The organism is Phenylobacterium sp. (assembly GCF_036821595.1).
GTDB lineage: Bacteria > Pseudomonadota > Alphaproteobacteria > Caulobacterales > Caulobacteraceae > Phenylobacterium.
On sequence record NZ_DAISJG010000001.1, the window covers coordinates 256,921 to 275,776 of the forward strand.

The 18,856-nt window shown below is 71.2% G+C and carries 20 protein-coding genes; 7 read left to right on the forward strand and 13 right to left on the reverse strand.

Features of this window, described 5'->3' with window-relative positions; all coding sequences use genetic code 11:
• Positions 1–25: 25 nt before the first annotated feature.
• From fsa to V7Z97_RS01350, 3 genes are read left to right on the forward strand one after another with little or no spacing between them, the layout of a single operon-like run.
• A complete protein-coding gene (fsa, locus tag V7Z97_RS01340) occupies positions 26–679 on the forward strand; it encodes a fructose-6-phosphate aldolase (protein ID WP_334160890.1) in 654 nt (217 codons plus the stop codon).
• A gap of 14 nt (positions 680–693) precedes the next feature.
• Entirely contained in the window at positions 694–1,371 is a 678-nt protein-coding gene (locus V7Z97_RS01345; RefSeq protein ID WP_334160891.1) for a DUF484 family protein, read from the forward strand.
• A 13-nt stretch (positions 1,372–1,384) separates the two neighbouring features.
• Positions 1,385–2,299, forward strand: coding sequence for a tyrosine recombinase XerC (locus V7Z97_RS01350; protein ID WP_334160892.1), 915 nt, complete (start codon positions 1,385–1,387; stop codon positions 2,297–2,299).
• Here the strand turns inward: V7Z97_RS01350 and V7Z97_RS01355 are convergent.
• The 9 genes from V7Z97_RS01355 to V7Z97_RS01395 form a co-directional block, all read right to left on the reverse strand.
• A complete protein-coding gene (locus tag V7Z97_RS01355; RefSeq protein WP_334160893.1) occupies positions 2,265–2,597 on the reverse strand; it encodes a hypothetical protein in 333 nt (110 codons plus the stop codon). The genes V7Z97_RS01350 and V7Z97_RS01355 overlap by 35 nt on opposite strands.
• Positions 2,594–2,833: a hypothetical protein gene (locus tag V7Z97_RS01360; protein ID WP_334160894.1), complete on the reverse strand. Its 240-nt coding sequence runs from the start codon at positions 2,831–2,833 to the stop codon at positions 2,594–2,596. Before V7Z97_RS01360 ends, V7Z97_RS01355 begins: the two co-directional genes overlap by 4 nt.
• Positions 2,834–2,890: 57 nt before the next feature.
• Entirely contained in the window at positions 2,891–3,328 is a 438-nt protein-coding gene (locus V7Z97_RS01365) for a GNAT family N-acetyltransferase (protein ID WP_334160895.1), read from the reverse strand.
• Between the two features lie 2 nt (positions 3,329–3,330).
• The gene (gene lpdA / locus V7Z97_RS01370; RefSeq protein ID WP_334160896.1) at positions 3,331–4,728 is read right to left on the reverse strand and encodes a dihydrolipoyl dehydrogenase; all 1,398 of its coding nucleotides are present in this window, start codon (positions 4,726–4,728) and stop codon (positions 3,331–3,333) included.
• A 99-nt stretch (positions 4,729–4,827) separates the two neighbouring features.
• Entirely contained in the window at positions 4,828–6,108 is a 1,281-nt protein-coding gene (gene odhB, locus V7Z97_RS01375) for a 2-oxoglutarate dehydrogenase complex dihydrolipoyllysine-residue succinyltransferase (RefSeq protein WP_334160897.1), read from the reverse strand.
• Between the two features lie 59 nt (positions 6,109–6,167).
• Positions 6,168–9,119, reverse strand: a complete 2,952-nt coding sequence (locus tag V7Z97_RS01380; RefSeq protein ID WP_334160898.1) for a 2-oxoglutarate dehydrogenase E1 component — start codon at positions 9,117–9,119, stop codon at positions 6,168–6,170.
• An 82-nt stretch (positions 9,120–9,201) separates the two neighbouring features.
• Positions 9,202–10,080 carry a succinate--CoA ligase subunit alpha gene (gene sucD / locus V7Z97_RS01385; protein WP_334160899.1) on the reverse strand — a complete coding sequence of 293 codons (879 nt, stop codon included), beginning with the start codon at positions 10,078–10,080 and terminating at the stop codon, positions 9,202–9,204.
• Between the two features lie 5 nt (positions 10,081–10,085).
• Positions 10,086–11,285 carry an ADP-forming succinate--CoA ligase subunit beta gene (sucC, locus tag V7Z97_RS01390; RefSeq protein WP_334160900.1) on the reverse strand — a complete coding sequence of 400 codons (1,200 nt, stop codon included), beginning with the start codon at positions 11,283–11,285 and terminating at the stop codon, positions 10,086–10,088.
• 173 nt (positions 11,286–11,458) lie between these two features.
• On the reverse strand, positions 11,459–12,019 hold the full coding sequence (locus V7Z97_RS01395) for a DUF2306 domain-containing protein (protein WP_334160901.1): 561 nt from the start codon (positions 12,017–12,019) through the stop codon (positions 11,459–11,461).
• Positions 12,020–12,193: 174 nt separating this feature from the next.
• Between V7Z97_RS01395 and V7Z97_RS01400 the strand changes: the two genes are divergently transcribed.
• Complete coding sequence (locus V7Z97_RS01400; protein WP_334160902.1) at positions 12,194–12,916, forward strand: LytTR family DNA-binding domain-containing protein; 723 nt, start codon at positions 12,194–12,196, stop codon at positions 12,914–12,916.
• Here the strand turns inward: V7Z97_RS01400 and V7Z97_RS01405 are convergent.
• The gene (locus V7Z97_RS01405; RefSeq protein ID WP_334160903.1) at positions 12,913–13,467 is read right to left on the reverse strand and encodes a GNAT family N-acetyltransferase; all 555 of its coding nucleotides are present in this window, start codon (positions 13,465–13,467) and stop codon (positions 12,913–12,915) included. The genes V7Z97_RS01400 and V7Z97_RS01405 overlap by 4 nt on opposite strands.
• A 119-nt stretch (positions 13,468–13,586) precedes the next feature.
• On the opposite strand from V7Z97_RS01405, the gene V7Z97_RS01410 reads away from it, so the two are divergent.
• A complete protein-coding gene (locus V7Z97_RS01410) occupies positions 13,587–14,897 on the forward strand; it encodes a hypothetical protein (RefSeq protein WP_334160904.1) in 1,311 nt (436 codons plus the stop codon).
• A gap of 77 nt (positions 14,898–14,974) precedes the next feature.
• Positions 14,975–15,757, forward strand: a complete 783-nt coding sequence (locus tag V7Z97_RS01415; RefSeq protein ID WP_334160905.1) for a lysozyme inhibitor LprI family protein — start codon at positions 14,975–14,977, stop codon at positions 15,755–15,757.
• Between the two features lie 33 nt (positions 15,758–15,790).
• On the opposite strand, the gene V7Z97_RS01420 is transcribed toward V7Z97_RS01415, so the two are convergent.
• Complete coding sequence (locus V7Z97_RS01420) at positions 15,791–16,777, reverse strand: malate dehydrogenase (protein ID WP_334160906.1); 987 nt, start codon at positions 16,775–16,777, stop codon at positions 15,791–15,793.
• A 103-nt stretch (positions 16,778–16,880) separates the two neighbouring features.
• Here V7Z97_RS01420 and V7Z97_RS01425 point away from each other — a divergent pair, with 103 nt between their 5' ends.
• Complete coding sequence (locus V7Z97_RS01425) at positions 16,881–17,300, forward strand: HIT family protein (protein ID WP_334160940.1); 420 nt, start codon at positions 16,881–16,883, stop codon at positions 17,298–17,300.
• A 3-nt stretch (positions 17,301–17,303) separates the two neighbouring features.
• On the opposite strand, the gene V7Z97_RS01430 is transcribed toward V7Z97_RS01425, so the two are convergent.
• Both V7Z97_RS01430 and V7Z97_RS01435 read right to left on the reverse strand, forming a co-directional pair.
• Complete coding sequence (locus V7Z97_RS01430; RefSeq protein WP_334160907.1) at positions 17,304–17,957, reverse strand: hypothetical protein; 654 nt, start codon at positions 17,955–17,957, stop codon at positions 17,304–17,306.
• A gap of 37 nt (positions 17,958–17,994) precedes the next feature.
• Positions 17,995–18,852: an HpcH/HpaI aldolase/citrate lyase family protein gene (locus V7Z97_RS01435; RefSeq protein ID WP_334160908.1), complete on the reverse strand. Its 858-nt coding sequence runs from the start codon at positions 18,850–18,852 to the stop codon at positions 17,995–17,997.
• Positions 18,853–18,856 lie beyond the last annotated feature (4 nt).

An 18,856-nucleotide genomic window follows, 5' to 3' on the forward strand; every position in this document is an offset into this window, starting at 1 on the left:
CTCCCTCAAACGCAGGGTCTTATCGATGCAGCTCTTCCTCGACACCACAGACGTGGCCGTGCTGAAGGACCTGGCCGCCACCGGCCTGGTCGACGGCGTCACCACCAACCCCTCCCTGATCGCCAAATCGGGGCGCAAGATGCTGGAGGTGATCGCCGAAATCTGCGACGTCGTCGAGGGACCGGTCAGCGCCGAGGTCGCCGCGGCCGACACCGCCGGCATGCTGGACGAGGGCCGCAAGCTCTCCACCATCGCGCCCAATGTGGTGGTGAAGGTGCCGCTGACCCGCGACGGCCTGATCGCCACCCGCGAGTTCGCCCGCGAGGGCATCCTGACCAACGTCACCCTCTGCTTCTCCGCCGCCCAGGCCCTGCTCGCGGCCAAGGCCGGCGCGAGCTACATCAGCCCCTTCATCGGCCGGCTGGACGACCACGGCGCCGACGGCATGGACCTGATCACCGAGATCCGGACCATCTACGACAACTACGGCTTCGACACCGAGATCCTCGCCGCCTCGATCCGCAGCCCCGGCCACGTGACCCAGGCCGCCATGGCCGGCGCCGATTGCGCCACCATCCCGCCCGACGTCTTCCAGGCGCTCTTCAAGCACCCGTTAACCGAGAAGGGGCTTGATCAATTCCTCAAGGACTGGGCGAACACGGGCCAGTCCATCCTGTAATCACCGAGGACGACATGGACGGGGCCGAGGCCAGGGCGGACGACATCACGCTGGAGGCCGAGGTCCGGCGCTTCCTCGTGGAGCACCCGGAGCTGGTGCGGGACGACCCCGCCCTGCTCTCCGAGCTCGGCCTGAAGCCCGCGGACAATGTCGTCGAGTTCGGCCACGCCGCCCTGGCCCGCGTCCATGCCGCCCACAAGCACGAGGCCTCGATCCGCCAGCAGCTCGAGGCGACGGCGCGGGAGAACTACGCCGCCCAGGGCCAGACCCACGGGGCGGTGATCGACCTCCTGGAGAGCCGCAACCACGCCGACCTCGCCCGCCGTGTGGACGACCTGGCGCAGCTGCGCTTCGGCCTGCTGGCCGGCGTCGTGGCCCTGGAGGGGCCGGAGAGCACGCCGGCCGGCTGGCGGGTGCTGGTCGAGGGCCAGGTGGACATGATCCTGGGCGGCCACCAGCGGCTGCACGCCATGGGCTTCTCGCCCACGGCGCTCGGCCTGTTCGGCGAACGCGCCGAGTTGGTACGGTCCATGGCCATGGTCAGGCTGGCGATCTGGGAGCCGGCGCGGCAGGGGCTGATCGCCTTCGCCTCGGCCGACCCGGAGGGCTTCACCCCCGACATGGGCGCCGAGCTGGTCGCCTTCCTCGCCCGCGTGGTGGAGCGGACGGCCGAGCGCTGGCCGGTCCTTTGACGGGACTTGTGCCGTGACGGCCGCCGAGGCCCGGGCGCTGTGGCTGGAGCACCTGGCCCACGAACGCCGGGCCTCGCCGCGCACCCTTGAGGCCTACGGCTTCGCCGCCCGGCGCTACATCGCCTTCCTGGAGAAGCACCGGGGCGAGAGCCTGACGGTGAAGGGCCTCTCGGAGGTCACCGCTGGCGAGGTGCGCGCCTGGCTGGCGCACCTGAGGCAGGGCGACAACCCGCTGTCGCCGCGCTCGCTGTCGCAGGCGCTCAGCGCCGTCCGCACCTTCCACCGCTTCCTGGACCGCCGGCTGGACGCCCCCAACGCCGCCATCGCCCTCGTGCGCGGACCGCGGGTGAAGCCCGGCGCGCCCCGGCCGGTCACCGAGGACCAGGCGCGCGGCATGATCGCCGAGCCGGCGCTGGACCCCGACCGGGAGGACTGGGAGGTCGCCCGCGACCAGGCGGTGCTGACCCTTCTCTATGGCTGCGGCCTGCGGATTTCCGAGGCGCTGTCCCTGACCCGCGCCGACGCGCCGCTGGGCGAGGCCCTGCGGATCACCGGCAAGGGCTCCAAGACCCGGATCGTGCCGGTGCTGCCGGCGGTGCGGGCGGCCGTGGACGCCTATCTGGCGGAAGCGCCGTTCGCGCTGGCCCCCGACGGCCCGCTGTTCAGGGCCAAGCGCGGCGGGGCGCTGTCTCCGCGTCACGTCCAGGCCACGGTGCAGGCCCTGAGGAGCCGGCTGGGCCTGCCGGCCAGCGCCACGCCGCACGCCCTGCGCCACTCCTTCGCGACCCACCTGCTGGGGGCGGGGGCGGACCTGCGCTCGATCCAGGAACTGCTGGGCCATGCCTCGCTGTCCACGACCCAGCGCTACACGGAGGTGGACGCCGCCGCCCTGCTCAGCGCCTACGCGAGCGCTCATCCGAGGGCGTGACGCCAGGATCGGCGGCGCCTGGCAGCAGGTAATCCTGGCGGTATCCCACCGGCGCGGGCAGGGGACAGCCATCCACCTTGCGCTGCACCGCGTATTCCGCAGCCGCGGGCGGCAGCTCACCGAGCCTGCGCGGTGTGCGTCCGTCGTAACGCGGCGCGCCGACGCCGCGCGGCGCAGCCCGTTCCAGCACATGGCGGCGGAGCGCGTCGCAGGCTCCGGGGTCGAAGCGGACGGCGGGGAACTGGGCGGGAGGGGCGCCGGCCGTCCAGGCGGCGAGGCTCAGAGCAGCCAGGATCATCGCTTCGCCTCCCGCTTCACGAGGCATTTCTCCCCCATGGGCATCTCGGCCAGGGTCTTCGGGCCGATGCGATCCTGCGGCCGCAGCAGCAGGGCGGGCTCGGGGCTCGAGGTCTGGTAGCGGGCGTGCCCCTTGCAGGCCTGCGCCGGCAGCGCGCGGTAGACGCGGAAGTGGCTGGCGGGCGGTTCCTGCATTGTCGGCGCAGAGAACTGGGCGGCAAGAAGAAGCGCGAGCATGGCAGGCCTCCCTTCGCTGAGCGGGGAAGGCTTACGCCTCAGACCGGCGTGGGCAAGTTAAGTTTGCGTACCGTCCCGCGTCAGACGCAGCCAGCTCACGTCGGCGCCGGGGTCGCGGCCGCGCTCGACGCAGGCGAAGCCCTCGCGGGCGTAGAAGGCCTGGGCGCGGCGGTTGGGCTCCTGGACCTTGAGGGAGAGGGGGCCGCCGGCGACCCTCGCCAGGTGGTCGACCAGCGCCTTGCCGATCCCGCGCCCGCGGTCGTCCACATAGAGGGAGTGGATGAAGTTCTGCGGCCGGTAGAAGCCCGCTAGACCGAGGATGCGGCCGTCCTCCACCGCGACATAGACCTCCTCCTCGCGGGCGGCGCGGAGGAACTCCTCGCGGCGGTGCCGCTCGGGCGGCAGCCAGGTGAAGGTCTCGCGCAGCACGCGCACATAGAGGTCCGCGCAGGCGGCCAGCTCGTCGAGGCGGGCGCGGCGGACCTCCACCGCCACGGTCAGGCCTGCATCGTCCAGCCTTCGACGCCCATGGCCGCCTGGCGCAGGGCCTCGGAGCGGGTGGGGTGCGGGTGGCAGGTGCGGGCGACGTCCTCGGAGGCGGCGCGGAAGGCCATGGCCACGCAGTACTCGCCGACCATCTCGGAGACCTGCGGTCCGATCATGTGGACGCCCAGGACCTCGTCGGTGGCGGCGTCGGCCAGCACCTTCACGAAGCCCTCGGTCTCGTGGTTGATCTTGGCGCGGCTGTTGGCGCTGAACGGGAACTTGCCGGCCTTGTAGGCGCGGCCCTCCTCCTTCAGCTGCTCCTCGGTCTTGCCGACCCAGGCCACCTCGGGGCTCGTGTAGACCACGCTTGGGACCAGGTTGTAGTCCACGTGGCCGTACTTGCCGGCGATCAGCTCGATGCAGGCGACCGCGTCCTCCTCGGCTTTGTGGGCCAGCATGGGCCCGAGGATCACGTCGCCGGTCGCCCACACGCCGGGCGCCGACGTCTTGAAGTGGTCGGTCGGGATGAAGCCGCGCTTGTCGGTCTCGATCCCCACGGTTTCCAGGCCGAGCCCTTCGGTGAACGGCCGGCGGCCGATGGCGACGAGGACATAGTCGGCCTCGAGCGTCTGAGCGTCGCCGCCGGCGACCGGCTCCAGGGTCAGGGTCACGCCCTTCTTGGAGGCGCTCGCACCGGTGACCTTGGTCCCCAGGCGGAACTCCATGCCCTGCTTGGTGAGCGACCGCTGGAAGGTCTTGGCGGTCTCGGCGTCCATGCCGGGGGTGATGCGGTCAAGGAACTCCACCACTGTCACCTTGGCGCCCAGGCGGCGCCACACCGAGCCCAGCTCGAGCCCGATAATGCCCGCGCCGATGACCACCAGGCTCTTGGGGACTTCCGGCAGCGAGAGCGCGCCGGTGGAATCGACGATCCGCTCGTTGTCCACGGTGACGCCGGGCAGCGGGGTGGGTTCCGAGCCGGTGGCGATGACGATGTTCTTCGCCTCCAGCGTCTGGACCGACCCGTCCTCAGCCGTGACCTCGACCTTGCCGGGGCCCGCGATGCGGCCGCGACCCTTCACCCAGTCGACCTTGTTCTTCTTGAACAGGAACTCGATGCCCTTGGTCAGCGCGGCCACGGACTCGGCCTTCTGCTTCATCATCTGCACGAGGTTGAGCTTCGGCTTCACCTCGATGCCGAGCGTGGCGAACTCGCCGTTGGCCGCGTCGTAGAGCTCGGAGGCGTGCAGCAGGGCCTTGGACGGCATGCAGCCGACGTTGAGGCAGGTGCCGCCCAGCGTACCGCGCATCTCGACGCAGGCGGCCTTCAGGCCCAGCTGTCCGGCGCGGATCCCCGCATTGTAGCCGCCGGGGCCGCCCCCGATGATGACGACGTCGTACTGGGCCATGGATCCTGCCTGCCTGGAGTTACAGCGGCCCGGATACAGGTTTGCGGTCGCCGGGGCGAGGCTTCGCGGGCCGCGTCGGGCCTCGCCCCCTGCGGCGGATCAGACGTCGAGCAGCAGGCGCTGCGGGTCCTCGATGGCTTCCTTGACGTGCACCAGGAAGGTCACCGCGCCCTTGCCGTCGACGATGCGGTGGTCGTAGCTCAGCGCCAGGTACATCATCGGCCGGACCACGATCTGGCCGTTCACCACCATCGGCCGCTCCTGGATCTTGTGCATGCCCAGGATGCCCGACTGCGGGGCGTTGAGGATCGGCGTCGACATCAGCGAGCCGTAGACCCCGCCGTTGGAGATGGTGAAGGTGCCGCCCTGCAGGTCCTCCAGCGCCAGCTGGCCGTCGCGGGCCTTCTTGCCGAGCGCGCCGATCTCCTTCTCGATCTCGGCGAGGCTCATCAGGTCGGCGTCGCGGACGACCGGGGTCACGAGGCCGCGCTCGGTGCCGACGGCGACCGAGATGTCGTAGTGGTTCTTGTAGATGATGTCCTGGCCGTCGATCTCGGCGTTGACCTCGGGCACCTGCTTCAGGCCGTGGATCACGGCCCGGACGAAGAAGCTCATGAAGCCGAGCTTCACGCCGTGCTTCTTCTCGAAGACGTCCTTGTACTCGTTGCGCAGGGCCATGACGCCGGACATGTCCACCTCATTGAAGGTGGTGAGCATGGCCGCGGCGTTCTGGGCCTCCTTCAGCCGGCGCGCGATGGTCTGGCGCAGGCGGGTCATGCGGACCCGCTCCTCGCGCTCGTGCACGGCGCGCGGCGCGGCCGGGGCGGGCGCGGCGGCCGGCGCCTTGGCGCGGGCCTCGAGGGCGGCGAGGGCGTCGCCCTTGGTGATGCGGCCGTCCTTGCCGGTGCCGGCGATGGCGGAGGTGTCGAGCTGGTTCTCGGCGGCGATCCGCTGGGCGGAGGGGGCCAGCACGGCCTCCGACTTCGCCTTGGGCGACGGGCTGGTGTCGGGCACCGGGGCCGAGACCGGCGGGGCCTTGCCGGGGGTCGCCTCGGGCTGCAGTTCGCCGGCCGGGACCGGGGCGGGCGTGGACGACGGGGCGGCGGCCTTCGGGGCCGCGGCCGGCTTGGCGGCGCCGGCCGAGGCGCCTTCGGCGATGCGGCCCAGCACGGCGCCGGGCTCGACGGTGGCGCCTTCCTCGGCCGAGATCGACTCCAGCACGCCGTCGGCGGGGGCGGCCACTTCCAGGCTCACCTTGTCCGTCTCCAGCTCGACGAGGATCTCGTCCTTGCGGACGGCGTCGCCGGCCTTCTTCGTCCAGCGCGCCACCGTGGCTTCCGTGACGGACTCGCCCAGGGCGGGAGTCATGATGTCGGCCATTTCGGGGGTGCGCTCCTCAGTCTCTCAACACAAACACAGGTGGGATCGGATCGTTCTGTCTAGGCGAAGGCTTCGGTGAGGAAGGCTTCGAGTTCCTTCAGGTGGCGGCTCATCAGGCCCGCGGCGGTGGACGCCGAGGCCGGGCGGCCCACGTAACGGGCGCGCTTGGCCTTGATGTTGAGGCGCTCCAGCGTCAGCTCCAGCCACGGATCGACGAACTGCCAGCCGCCCATGTTCTTGGGCTCCTCCTGGCACCAGACCAGTTCGGCGTTCCTGAACCGCTTCAGCTCGTTCGAGAGCGACTTCAGCGGCCACGGATAGAACTGCTCGAGGCGCAGCAGGTAGATGTCGTCGCGGCCGGTCTTGGCCCGCTGCTCCAGGAGGTCGAAGTAGACCTTGCCCGAGCAGAGGATGACGCGGCTGATCTCGGCGTCCGGCTTCAGGGTCACGCCGCCCACGTCGCAGCCGGCCTCGGCGCCGTCCACCATCACCCGGTGGAAGCTGGAGCCGCCGGCCATGTCGGAGAGGTTCGAGACCGCCCGCTTGTGGCGCAGCAGGCTCTTGGGCGTCATGACGATCAGCGGCTTGCGGAACTCCCGCAGCACCTGGCGGCGCAGGGCGTGGAAGTAGTTGGCCGGCGTGGTCGGATTGATGACCTGCAGGTTGTCCTCGGCGCAGAGCTGCAGGAAGCGCTCGAGGCGGGCGGAGGAGTGCTCCGGGCCCTGGCCCTCGTAGCCGTGCGGCAGGAGCATCACGAGGCCGCTCATCCGCAGCCACTTGCGCTCGCCCGAGGAGATGAACTGGTCGATGACCACCTGGGCGCCGTTCACGAAGTCGCCGAACTGGGCTTCCCACATGGTCAGGGTGTTCGGGTCGGTCAAGGAGAAGCCGTACTCGAAGCCGAGCACCGCCTCTTCCGACAGCGCCGAGTCCAGCACCTCGAAGTGCGCCTGGCCGGGACCCAGGTTGCGGAGCGGGAAGTAGATCTCCTCGCTCTTCTGGTCGATGACGCCCGAGTGGCGCTGGGTAAAGGTCCCGCGCACGCTGTCCTGGCCGGACAGGCGCACCGGATAACCCTGGTCGAGCAGGGTGGCGAAGGCCAGGTGCTCGGCCGTGGCCCAGTCGATCCCCTCGCCCTTCTCGATGGCGTCGCGGCGGCCCTGGATCACCCGCTCCACGGTCTTGTGGACGCTGATCCGCTCGGGGATGGAGGTGATCTTGCGGCCCAGGTCGAGCAGCTTCTGCTTGGCGACGCCGGTCGTGTGCCGGTCGTCGCCGGCCGGCAGGGTCAGGCCCGACCACTTGCCGTCCAGCCAGTCGGCCTTGTTCGGCTTGTAGCCCTTGCCGGCCTCGAACTCCTGGTCGAGGAAGTCGTTGAATTCCTTCACCCAGCCATCCACCTCGGCCTGGGTGGCGACGCCCTCGGCGACGAGGCGCGTGGCGTAGAGGTCGCGCACCGACGGGTGGTCCTTGATCTTCGCGTACATCAAGGGCTGCGTCATCGTCGGATCGTCGCCCTCGTTGTGGCCGAACCGGCGGTAGCAGAACATGTCGACGACGACGTCCTTGCCGAACAGCTGCCGGTACTCGGTGGCCACCTTCGCGGCGAAGGTCACGGCTTCGGGGTCGTCCCCGTTCACGTGGAAGATCGGCGCCTCGACCATCAGCGCCACGTCGGACGGATAGGGCGAGGAGCGGGAGTTCTTCGGGCTGGTGGTGAAGCCGATCTGGTTGTTCACCACGAAGTGCATGGTGCCGCCGACGCCGTAGCCCTTCAGGCCGGACAGGGCGAAGCACTCGGCCACCACGCCCTGGCCGGCGAAGGCGGCGTCGCCGTGCAGCAGCAGCGGCAGGACGTGGCCGCGGCCGGCGGTGGGCTGTTCGCGCAGGGTGAAGGCCTGCTTGGCGCGGGCCTTGCCGATGACCACCGGGTTGACGATCTCCAGGTGCGACGGGTTGGCGGTCAGCGACAGGTGCACCGAGTTGCCGTCGAACTCGCGGTCCGACGAGGCGCCCAGGTGGTACTTCACGTCGCCCGAGCCCTCGATGTCCGAGGGCACCGACGAGCCGCCCTGGAACTCGTGGAAGATTACCTGGTAGGGCTTGCCCATCACCGCGGCGAGCACGTTGAGGCGACCGCGGTGGGGCATGCCGACCACGATGTCCTTCACCCCCATGGCGCCGCCGCGCTTGATGATCTGCTCCAGCGCCGGGACCATGCTCTCGCCGCCGTCGAGGCCGAAGCGCTTGGTGCCGGGGAAGCGGCGGTGCAGGAACTGCTCGAACCCCTGGGCCTCGATCAGCTTCTTGAGGATGGCGATCTTGCCTTCGCGGGTGAAGGCGATCTCCTTGTCGCGGCCCTCGATGCGCTCCTGCAGCCAGGCCTTCTCCTTCGGATCGGAGATGTGCATGTACTGCACGCCGACGTTGCCGCAGTAGGTGCGCCGCAGGATCTCCAGGATCTCGCGAAGGGTGGCCGTCTCCAGGCCCAGCACGAAGTCGAGGAAGATCGGCCGGTCGAAGTCGGCTTCCGAGAAGCCGTAGGTGGCGGGATCGAGCTCGGAGGCGTCGCCCGGCGTGGTGGCGATGCCGAGCGGATCGAGGTTGGCCTTCAGGTGGCCGCGCATCCGGTAGGCCCGGATCATCATGATGGCGCGCAGGCTGTCGAGGGTGGCGGCGCGGACCTCGTCCTGGCTGGCCGCCGGCTTGCGCTCGGCGACCTTGGAGCCGAGCTTGGCCTCGACCGCGGGCCACATGCCGTCGATGGCGGAGAGCCAGTCGGGGCGCGTCTGGGGCGCGGCCGGCTTCGTCCAGGCAGGTTTCTGGGCGGCGCGCTTCACCTCGTCGGCGCGGTCGGCGAGCGAGGCGAAGAAGGCCTGCCACGAGGGCTCGACCGAGCCGGGGTCGGCCGCCCACTTCGCGTAGAGATCCTCCACGAAGGCCGCATTGCCGCCGTAGAGGAATGAGGTCTCGGCGAGCACCTCGTTGATCAGACCTGCGTCGTCCGCCATTTCGTCCGCTTCCCGGATGGACCGCGGAGCTTCTGATCAAGGAGCCGAGCGCGGACCGCCCATACGCTTAAACAGTGTTGTCTCAGGCGCCCTTGAGCACCTCGACAAGGGTTTCGCCGAGCTTCGCCGGAGACGGCGACACGCGGATGCCCGCGGCCTCCATCGCGGCGATCTTGTCCTCGGCCCCGCCCTTGCCGCCGGAGATGATCGCGCCCGCGTGACCCATGCGGCGGCCCGGAGGCGCCGTACGGCCCGCGATGAAGCCGACCATAGGCTTCTTGATTGCTGAATTCTTGATGAACTCGGCCGCGTCTTCCTCGGCCGAGCCGCCGATCTCGCCGATCATGATGATCGACTCGGTTTCCGGGTCCTTCAGGAACATGTCGAGCACGTCGATGAACTCGGTGCCCTTCACCGGGTCGCCGCCGATGCCCACGGCCGTCGTCTGGCCGAGGCCCACCTGAGAGGTCTGGAACACGGCCTCGTAGGTAAGCGTGCCGGACCGCGACACAACACCCACCGAGCCCTTCTTGAAGATGTTGCCCGGCATGATGCCGATTTTGCACTCACCGGGGGTGAGCACGCCCGGGCAGTTGGGGCCGATCAGCCTGGATTTCGAGCCGGACAGCGCCCGCTTCACCTTGATCATGTCGGTCACCGGGATGCCCTCGGTGATGCAGACGATCAGCGGCACCTGGGCGTCGATGGCCTCCAGGATGGAGTCCGCGGCGAACGGCGGCGGCACGTAGATCACGGACGCCTCTGCGCCGGTCTCGCGGACCGCCTCGCCGACGGTGTCGAACACGGGCAGGTCGAGGTGCTTCTGGCCGCCCTTCCCGGGGGTCACGCCGCCGACCATCTTGGTCCCGTAGGCGATGGCCTGCTCGGTGTGGAAGGTGCCCTGGGCGCCGGTGATGCCCTGGCAGATGACGCGGGTGTCTTTGCCGATGAGGATGGACATGTCTCTTACGCGGCCCCTCGCACGGCCTTGACGATCTTCTCCGCGCCGTCCGACAGGTCGTTGGCCGCGATGACGTTCAGTCCGCTCTCGTTGATGATCTTCTTGCCGAGCTCGACGTTGGTGCCCTCGAGGCGCACGACGAGCGGCACCTGCAGGCCCACTTCCTTCACCGCGGCGACCACGCCCTCGGCGATGATGTCGCAGCGCATGATGCCGCCGAAGATGTTCACCAGGATGCCCTTCACGTTGGGGTCCGCGGTGATGATCTTGAAGGCCGCCGTGACCTTCTCCTTGGAGGCGCCGCCGCCCACGTCGAGGAAGTTGGCCGGCTCGGCGCCGTAGAGCTTGATGATGTCCATGGTGGCCATGGCCAGGCCCGCGCCGTTGACCATGCAGCCGATCTCGCCGTCGAGGGCGATGTAGGAGAGGTCATACTTGGAGGCCTCGATCTCCTTCGGGTCCTCCTCGCTCTCGTCGCGCAGCGCCACCACGTCCTTCTGACGGAACAGGGCGTTGGAATCGAAGCTCACCTTGGCGTCGAGGACGCGCAGCTGGTCGTCGGCCGTGACGATCAGCGGGTTGACCTCCAGCATGCTCATGTCCTTGGCCATGAAGGCCGCGTAGAGCTGCGACAGGAGCTTGCCGGCCTGCTTGGCGAGATCGCCCTTCAGGCCCAGCGCCGAGGCCAGCATCAGGCCGTGGTGCGGCCACACGCCGGTGACCGGATCGACCGAGAAGGTGGTGATCTTCTCGGGGGTGGCGTGGGCCACTTCCTCGATGTCCATGCCGCCTTCGGTGGAGGCCACGACCGAGACCCAGCTCGTCTCGCGGTCGACCAGCAGCGACAGGTAGAATTCCTTGGCGATGGCGGCGCCTTCCTCGATGTAGAGGCGGTTCACCTGCTTGCCCGACGGCCCGGTCTGGTGGGTCACCAGCACCCGGCCGAGCATCTCCTCGGCGTTGGCGCGCACCTCGTCCACCGACTTCACCACCCGGACGCCGCCCTTGGCGTCGGGGCCCAGCCCCTCGAAGCGGCCCTTGCCCCGCCCGCCGGCGTGGATCTGGGACTTCACGACGAAGACGGGGCCGCCGAGCTGTTCGGCCGCCTTGACCGCCTCGTCGACGGAGAAGGCCGGATAGCCGCGCGGAACCGCGACGCCGAACTCTGCGAGGACGGCTTTGGCTTGGTGTTCGTGGATGTTCATGAGGCCGTGGCGCTGGAAATCGCCTCGCCCGGGGCGGCGAGTGGGCGCGGTTATAGGCGCCCCCCTCCGCGATGACAACCGCGTGAGGGCGTCAAAACCACCCTCTTTTCCGCTAGGTGAGGCCAGCCATCGAGCCGCTCAGGGCGCGGCCATAGAGCAGCTCTATCCACAGCCTAGCCGAGGAACATCGTCCACAGGGTGCGGCCGGGGATCAGGGCGAAGAACAGGTTGATGGCGAAGCCGCCGTAGAACAGGCCCATCATCATGCGCCGATGCTGGGCGACAGAATGGCGGCGGGCGGCGATCACCGCCAGCGGCAGGATGATCAGCACCCAGCCGGTCAGCAGGTGCAGCAGCGACCAGCGGCCGGGCGTCAGGCTGGTGATGAAGAGGGTCGAACCGGCGGTCACCGCGACCAGGGCGACCCAGGTCCAGCCGGCCACCCGATGGAAGCGGCGGCCCTTCCGGATCGCCATCAGCACGGCGCCCAGCACGAGGGCGGCGAGCGCCGCGAACAGGTGGATCTTGATCGCCGGGGACAGGGCCTCAAACAGCGCCAGGTCCGGCGCGTGCGGCCGCGCCTGGCCGATGGCGCGGACGATCGGCCCCCATAGCGGACCGAGCGCCAGGACGACCACCAGGGTCGCGGCGGCCATGCTGAGGGCGAACCGCGGACCGAACCCCGAGCGCAGCGGGCCGCGGGTCCTGGGCTGCGTTTGCGATTGAAGCGACATCCTTTATCTCCGGTCAGTGGGCGCGTCCTTCCATCGGCCGCGCTTCCTTCAGGCCGCAGCAGTCGGGGCGGGCGGAGCCATGGTCGAGCGCGGATGCGCCGGATGACGTCGGGGGTTCGCGAAACGCCGGGCGGCGCCGTTGGCGCTTCGCGGACGGCGGAGCGGGCGTGGGGCGTGGTTCGCGCGACCCTCGTCTCCGGAGTGCTCGTGGGCGCCTTCCTGGGCTTCATCGGGGCCTTCGGAACCGACGACATGCCGCTGTCCCAGCGGATCCCGTTCATGGTCGCCATCTCCTGGATCGCCACCCTGATGGGCGTGGCGGCCTTCCGGCTCGCGGCGATGGGCGCCTGGGCGCGTGCGGCCTACTGGCGCGTCGGCCTGGTGGCCGGCCTGGCGATGTTCGCCCCCATGGGCTTGGTGGTCTGGAGCGCGGTGCGCCTGGTGGCGCCGCCGGAGCACGCGCCGGGCCCGGACGCCATCCCGGCCTTCCTGGTCGTGTCCCTGGTGACCTCCCTATTCTTCTGCCTGCTGGTGGCCTGGATCCGGCGGGACGCCGGCAAACCCCCGCCCGCGGCGGCCGCGCCGCCGAAGTTCCTCGAGCGGCTGCCGCTGAAGCTGCGCGGCGCCGAGGTCTGGGCGGTCGAGGCCGAGGACCACTACCTGCGGCTCCACACCTCCAAGGGACAGGACCTGATCCTCCTGCGCCTGGCCGACGCCGTGGCCGAGCTGGAGGGGATCGAGGGCATGCAGGTGCACCGCTCCTGGTGGGTGGCCCGCGACGCCATCACGAACGCCCGCCGCGGCGACGGCCGCGCGACGCTCACGCTGAAGGGCGGCTCCGAGGTCCCGGTGAGCCGCACCTACGCCGGCCAACTGCGCGAGAAGGGGTGGATCTAGGCCGGCTTGCGCCTGGCCAGCCACTGCTCCCGACTCTGGCCCCAGACGTCGAGCACCTTGTCCTGGAAGGGCGCGGGCATGCGGGCCTGGCGCAGGATGGTCGAGCCCAGGCGCCGCGCCACCTTCTGCGAGGCCGCGTTGGCAGGCTCGATGGTGTGGATCACCTCTGCCCAGCCGAGGGTGTCGAAGGCCCAGTCGATGGCCGCGGTCGCGCCCTCGGTGGCGTAACCCTTGCCCCAGCAGTCGCGGGCGAGGCCCCAGCCCACCTCCGTCCCCGGCCAGCCCTCCGGCTGCCAGGGCCCCAGCCGGCCGACCCAGCGGCCGGTGGCCTTCTCGATCACCGAGAACATCGAGAACCCGCGGATCGTCCAGGCGCCGGTCACGGTGCAGATGCCGCGCCAGGCGATCGCCCGGTCCTGCACGCCGCCCAGATGGCGGGCGGCCTCCTCGTCCGCGGCGAAGGCCGCCCAGGACTCGAAATCCTCCGCCTGCGGCGCACGCAGGATGAGGCGATCTGTCTCAAGCACGGGTGTTGGCGAAGTCACGGTCATGGCCTCATTGTGGCGGCGGGAGAGACGTCGGGGTGGGGCTCCAGCTTAGCCGTGGGCGCGGCGGGCGGCGACACGCCTCGACTTTCGAGGGGCTGAACCTGGTGAAGGACAGGCCCCCGATGGCGAAAGATCCGTCCGAAGACATGTCCACGCCGCAGCTCGTGGCGCAGTCCGGCTTCCCCGGCCGGCATGTGCTGCTGGCCGGCGTCGTCGGCGCGTGCGCGCTCGGCGTGGGCGCGGGGCTGTGGGCGCGTCCGGCCGCGGACGAGCGCCGGGCGACGCCGGCCCAGGCGAGGCCCGCGGTGGCGGCGAAGCCCGCCGGCCGCCTCGAGATCGTCCTCGACGACAGCCCCGCCCCCATCGGCGCGCCCATCGAGGTGCTGCCCGCATTCGGGAGCCGGGCTCCGGAGGCCCCGCTGGTGGCCGCGCCGCCGGTGGAGCCGGTTCCGCTCGCCCCCGTGCGGCCGCCCGCGGGCCTCGTGCGTGTGCAGGCGGTGGAGCCGATCGCCGTGGAGCCGGAGCCGCTCCCGCCGCCGAAGCCGGTGGTGAAGCCGGCGGCGGAGCCCGCGAAGAAGGTCGAGAAGAAGCCCGTCGCGGCGAAGAAGCCCGAACGCACGCAGGCGCCCGCCAAGCCGAAGAGGCCCGCGGCTGACCGCAGGGTCGCGAAGGCCCAGGCGGCCCCGGAGAAGGCCAGCGCCCGCGCCGACAGGCCGGGGAAGACGAAGCTCGCCAAGGCCGCGGCGGAGAAGCCTGCCAATGCGGCCGAGACGAAGAAGAGCGGCAAGTCCGGAAAAACCCTCGCCAAGGTGACGCCGAAGAAGGTCCAGGACGCGGCCAAGGTCTCGAAGGCCAAGCTGTCCGAGACCCGCAAGGCCCGCGCCGAGGCGGCCCGACTCGAGAAGGCGAAGGCCGAGAAGGCGCGCGTCCAGAAGGCGAAGCTGGAGAAGGCGAAGCTGGAGAAGGCGAAGCTGGAGAAGGTCCGGATCGCCAAGGCCCAGGAGGCGAAGGCCAGGGACGCCAAGGCCAGGGAAGCCAAGGCCAGGGAAGCCAAGGCCAGGGCGGAACGCGCCAAGGTGGTCAAGGCCGCCGCCCCCAAGCCGCCGCCTCCAGCCGCCCAGCCCAAGGTCCCCAAGCCCACGCGCGACAATCCGATCCGCAAGGCGTCGACCCGCTGCGCCTCGGCCGATCCGGGCGAGGCCATCGTCTGCGCCGACCCCTCGCTGGGCGCCGCCGACCGGCAGCTCGCCCGCGCCTATCGACAGGCGGAGGCCGCCGGCGTCTCGACGGCCCAGCTGGCGCGGCAGCAGCAGCGGTGGCTGGCGGCCCGCGCCCAGGCGGCGCGCGAGGCGCCCTGGGCTGTGCGCGACGTCTACGAGGCGCGCATCGCCGAGCTCAACGACATGACCCGCGGCGCGCGGGGCGAGTACTGAGCCGAGCTGCGCCGTTGCAACCGCCACGGCGGCCGGGGGGTTAGCCGGCGCGAGGGATGCGCTGGAGACCACCGACCATGCCGAAGGACCCCATCGGGGAACCCTGGGCGGGGACCACCTACAACGGCTTCGCCGGCCAGGCCGCCGCTCCCCCGCCGCCCTCCTCCCGACCGCCGCAGGACCGCATGCCGCGAAAGGCCGTGATCGGCGGCGTGGCCGGGGCCGTGGCTCTGGGCCTGGTTTTCGGCCTCTGGGCCCGGCCCGACTTCGGCGACGACGGCAAGGCCCGCGAGCCAATGAAGGCGGTGACGCAGACGCAAGCGGCGTCGCCGCCGGTGCCGGTGGAGGTGGCCGCGCCCGTCGCGCCGCCGGTCCCCCGCGCCGACGGCCCGCTGGAGGTGCTGCCGCCCGAGCTCGCCCGCGCCGCGCCGGCCCCCCGGCCCGTTCCCAGGCCCGCGCCGACGGTGCGGGCCGAGGCGCCGAGGCCGCCCGCCGTGGTCGCGCCCTCGGCCGCGGAGAGCTCTTCGCCGGTCGTCGCCCGCGCGCCGGAGCCCGCGCCGATCGCGCCCCCTCGCCGGCGGGCGCAGGCCGACCCCAGCTTCAACTGCCGCTACGCCCGCTCGCCGTCCGAGGAGATGGTCTGCGGCGATCCTGCGCTCGCCGCCGCCGACCGTCGGCTGAACCGCGCCTACGAGCGGGCGATCGCGTCGGGGATCCCGGCCCGTGAGCTGCGCGCCGAGCAGGACGACTGGCTGTCGATCCGCGAGGACGCCGCCCGCCGCTCCCCCCGCGCCGTCGCCAGCGTCTACGAGCAGCGCATCCGCGAGCTGAACAGGCTGGCGGAGTACGGCGAGTACTGAGGCTCCCGCCGAACCGCGGGAAGGACGGGCTGCTTAGCCGAGCATGTCCTTGACGGTGTCGCGCTCGCCGACCAGTTCGTCGTTGGTGATGGCGATCTTCGACTTGGCGAACTCGTCCATCTCGTAGCTGGTGACGACCTCGTAGGCGCCCGGCGCGGTGGTCTTCACCGGCATGCCGGCCCAGACGCCTTCGGCAAAGCCGTAGCGTCCTTCCGAATTGACCGCGACCGAGTGGATCGCGCCCGGAGTGGTCAGGTCGCGGACGTGGTCGATCAGGGCGTTGGCCGCGGAGGCCGCAGACGACTGGCCGCGGGCCTCGATGATCACCGCGCCGCGCTTGCCGACCGCCGGCAGGTAGTCGTTCTTCAGCCAGGCCTCGTCGCCCACGACCTCGGCGGCCGGCTTGCCGGCGATCCTGGCGTGGGTGAAGTCGGCGAACATGGTCGGCGAGTGGTTGCCGTAGATGAACAGGTCGGAGACGTCGTTGATCGAGACGCCGGCCTTCTTGGCCAGCTGGGCGCGGCCGCGGTTCTGGTCCAGGCGGACCATGGCAGTGAACCGGTCCGGCGTCAGGCGCTTGGCCTGGCTGGCGGCGATCATGCAGTTGGTGTTGCAGGGGTTGCCCACCACCGCCACGCGGGCGTCGTCGGCGGCCACGGCGTCGATGGCCTTGCCCTGGGCGATGAAGATCTTGCCGTTGTCCTTCAGGAGGTCGGCGCGCTCCATGCCCGGACCGCGGGGCTTGGAGCCCACCAGCAGGCACCAGTTGGCGTCCTTGAACGCCACGTTGGCGTCGTCTGTCAGCACCATGTCCTGGAGCAGGGGGAAGGCGCAGTCCTCCAGCTCCATGGCGACGCCCTTGAGCGCCTTCTGGGGGCCCTCGGCGGGGATCTCGAGGAGCTGAAGGATGACCGGCTGGTCCTTGCCCAGCATCTCGCCCGAGGCGATGCGGAAGAGGAGGGCGTAGCCGATGTTGCCGGCCGCGCCGGTCACCGCCACGCGGATGGGGGACTTCGCCATGGGTCACTCTCCAGGAAGGGTGTTTACGGCCGCCGGCCGTGGTCGGCGGGTGGCGTAGCCAATTGACGGGCATGCTGCAATGCCGCAGACGGCCATGACGCTCATGGCCGACCTCGACCCCGCCTTCCTTTCGACGTCCGAACCCCTCGGTGAGCTGGCGCTGAGCCACGTGCGCCTGCACCGCGACGCCCGCTATCCCTGGATCGTGCTGATCCCCAAGGTGGGCCGCGCCGTCGAGCTGGAGGATCTCACCCATGGCGAGCGCGACGTGCTGATGGAGGAGATCGTCCGCGCCGGCCAGGCCGTGCGGGCGGTGAGCCAGGCGCTGGGCCGGCCGGTGGCCAAGCTCAACGTCGGCCAGCTCGGCAACGTCACGCCACAGTTGCACGTCCACGTGGTCGGCCGCCGGCCGGACGACGCGGCCTGGCCCGGTCCCGTCTGGGGCGTCGGCGCGGCGGAAGCCTATCAGCCCGAGCAGCTCGCCACGGCGCTCTCCGTGGCCCGTCGGGCGCTGGGGCTCTAGCCGTCAGGGCTGCGGCGGGTCCTTGCGCAGGGTGGCGGCGCGGCGCTGGCCGGCCTCCTGCAGCTCGCCCGACCACTGGCCGCCATAGCCGCCGGTGAAGGTGGCGACCGCTGGCCCGAAGCGCAGGGTCAGCGCCCCCGCCTCGCGGCGGATCTCCTCCACGAAGCCCGAGGCGGCCGGCGCGCCCGGCCGGCGGAGGTCCCGCCAGGCGCCCTCCGGCGGCGCGCTGCCGCGGTCGACCAGCTTCAGGGCGTAGAGCGCGGCGCCGTCGGGGCCGGCGACCGTCCAGCTGCCGTCGAGCGGCCCCTGGAAAGACTGGGCCGAGGCGAAGGAGGCGCGCAGACGGGATTCGTAGGCCAGGTCGTTGACGGTCGGCGGCGCATCCGGCGTCTTGCCGGTCTCGTCCACGAACACCGGGGCGGTGAGCTGCGGGCGCGCGACCTGCGGCGCATAGGGGATCGGCGCGGCGGGCAGGGCGACGGCGGGCTCGGGCTCCGGCGCCACCGGCTGGGCGGCGGTGTCCGGCTCCTCCGGGTCGGCTGCGGCGGCCGGGGCGGGGGTCCGCTCCAGCAGCGCGCCGATCGGGTCCGCCGGCTGGGCGGCGGCCGGCGCGGACGCCAGCCCGGCGAGGAGAGCCGCGGCGGTGAAGACCCCCATCCTGCGTTCGACAATCGGTCTCAGATTCCGTTCCTTCTCAGGCCTCGTGGGCGGCGATGGCGTCGGCGATGGCGATGAGACGCCGCGCCTGACCCAGATGCAACCGCTCCACCATCCGTCCCTCGACCTTCAGAACGCCCTTGCCCGCGTTCTCGCTCCGGTCGAAGGCCTCGACGATGGTCCGCGCCCAGGCCACCTCGCCTTCGTCGGGACTGAAGGCGGCGTTCGCCGCATCCAGATGACTGGGATGGACCAGGGTCTTGCCGTCGAAGCCGAAGTCGGCGCCCTGGCGGCACTCCCGGGCCAGTCCCTCGAGGTCCGGGATGGCGTTGTAGACCCCGTCGAGGACGCCGAGGCTGTGGGCCCGGGCGGCCATCACCACCATGGCCAGCGCCGGCAGCAGCGGCGCCCGGTCGGGGCCCGGCCGGCAGCGCATCTCCTTCACCAGGTCGTTGGCCCCGATCACCCAGACGTCGCAGCGGTTGGCGAGGCTCGCCGCCCCGATCGCCTCCAGCCGGAACATGGCCGCGCAGGTCTCGATCATCGCCCACAGGCGGGTGTCGCCCTCCAGGGCGCGGGCGTAGCGCGGCAGGTCGTCGGGGCCGGCGATCTTCGGGACCAGGATGGCGTCGGGCCCGGCCTCGGCCGCGGCGGCGAGGTCGGCCTCGCCCCAGGGGGTGTCGAGGCCGTTGACCCGCACCACCACCTCGCGCGCCCCGAAGCCGCCGTCGCGCACCGCGTCCACGGCCAGCCCCCGGGCCTCGTCCTTCGCGTCGGGGCCGACGGAGTCCTCGAGGTCGAGGATCACCACGTCGCAGGGCAGCGTCCGGGCCTTGTCGAGCGCCCGGGCGTTGGAGGCGGGCAGATAGAGGGCGCTGCGGCGGGGGCGAACCATTTGG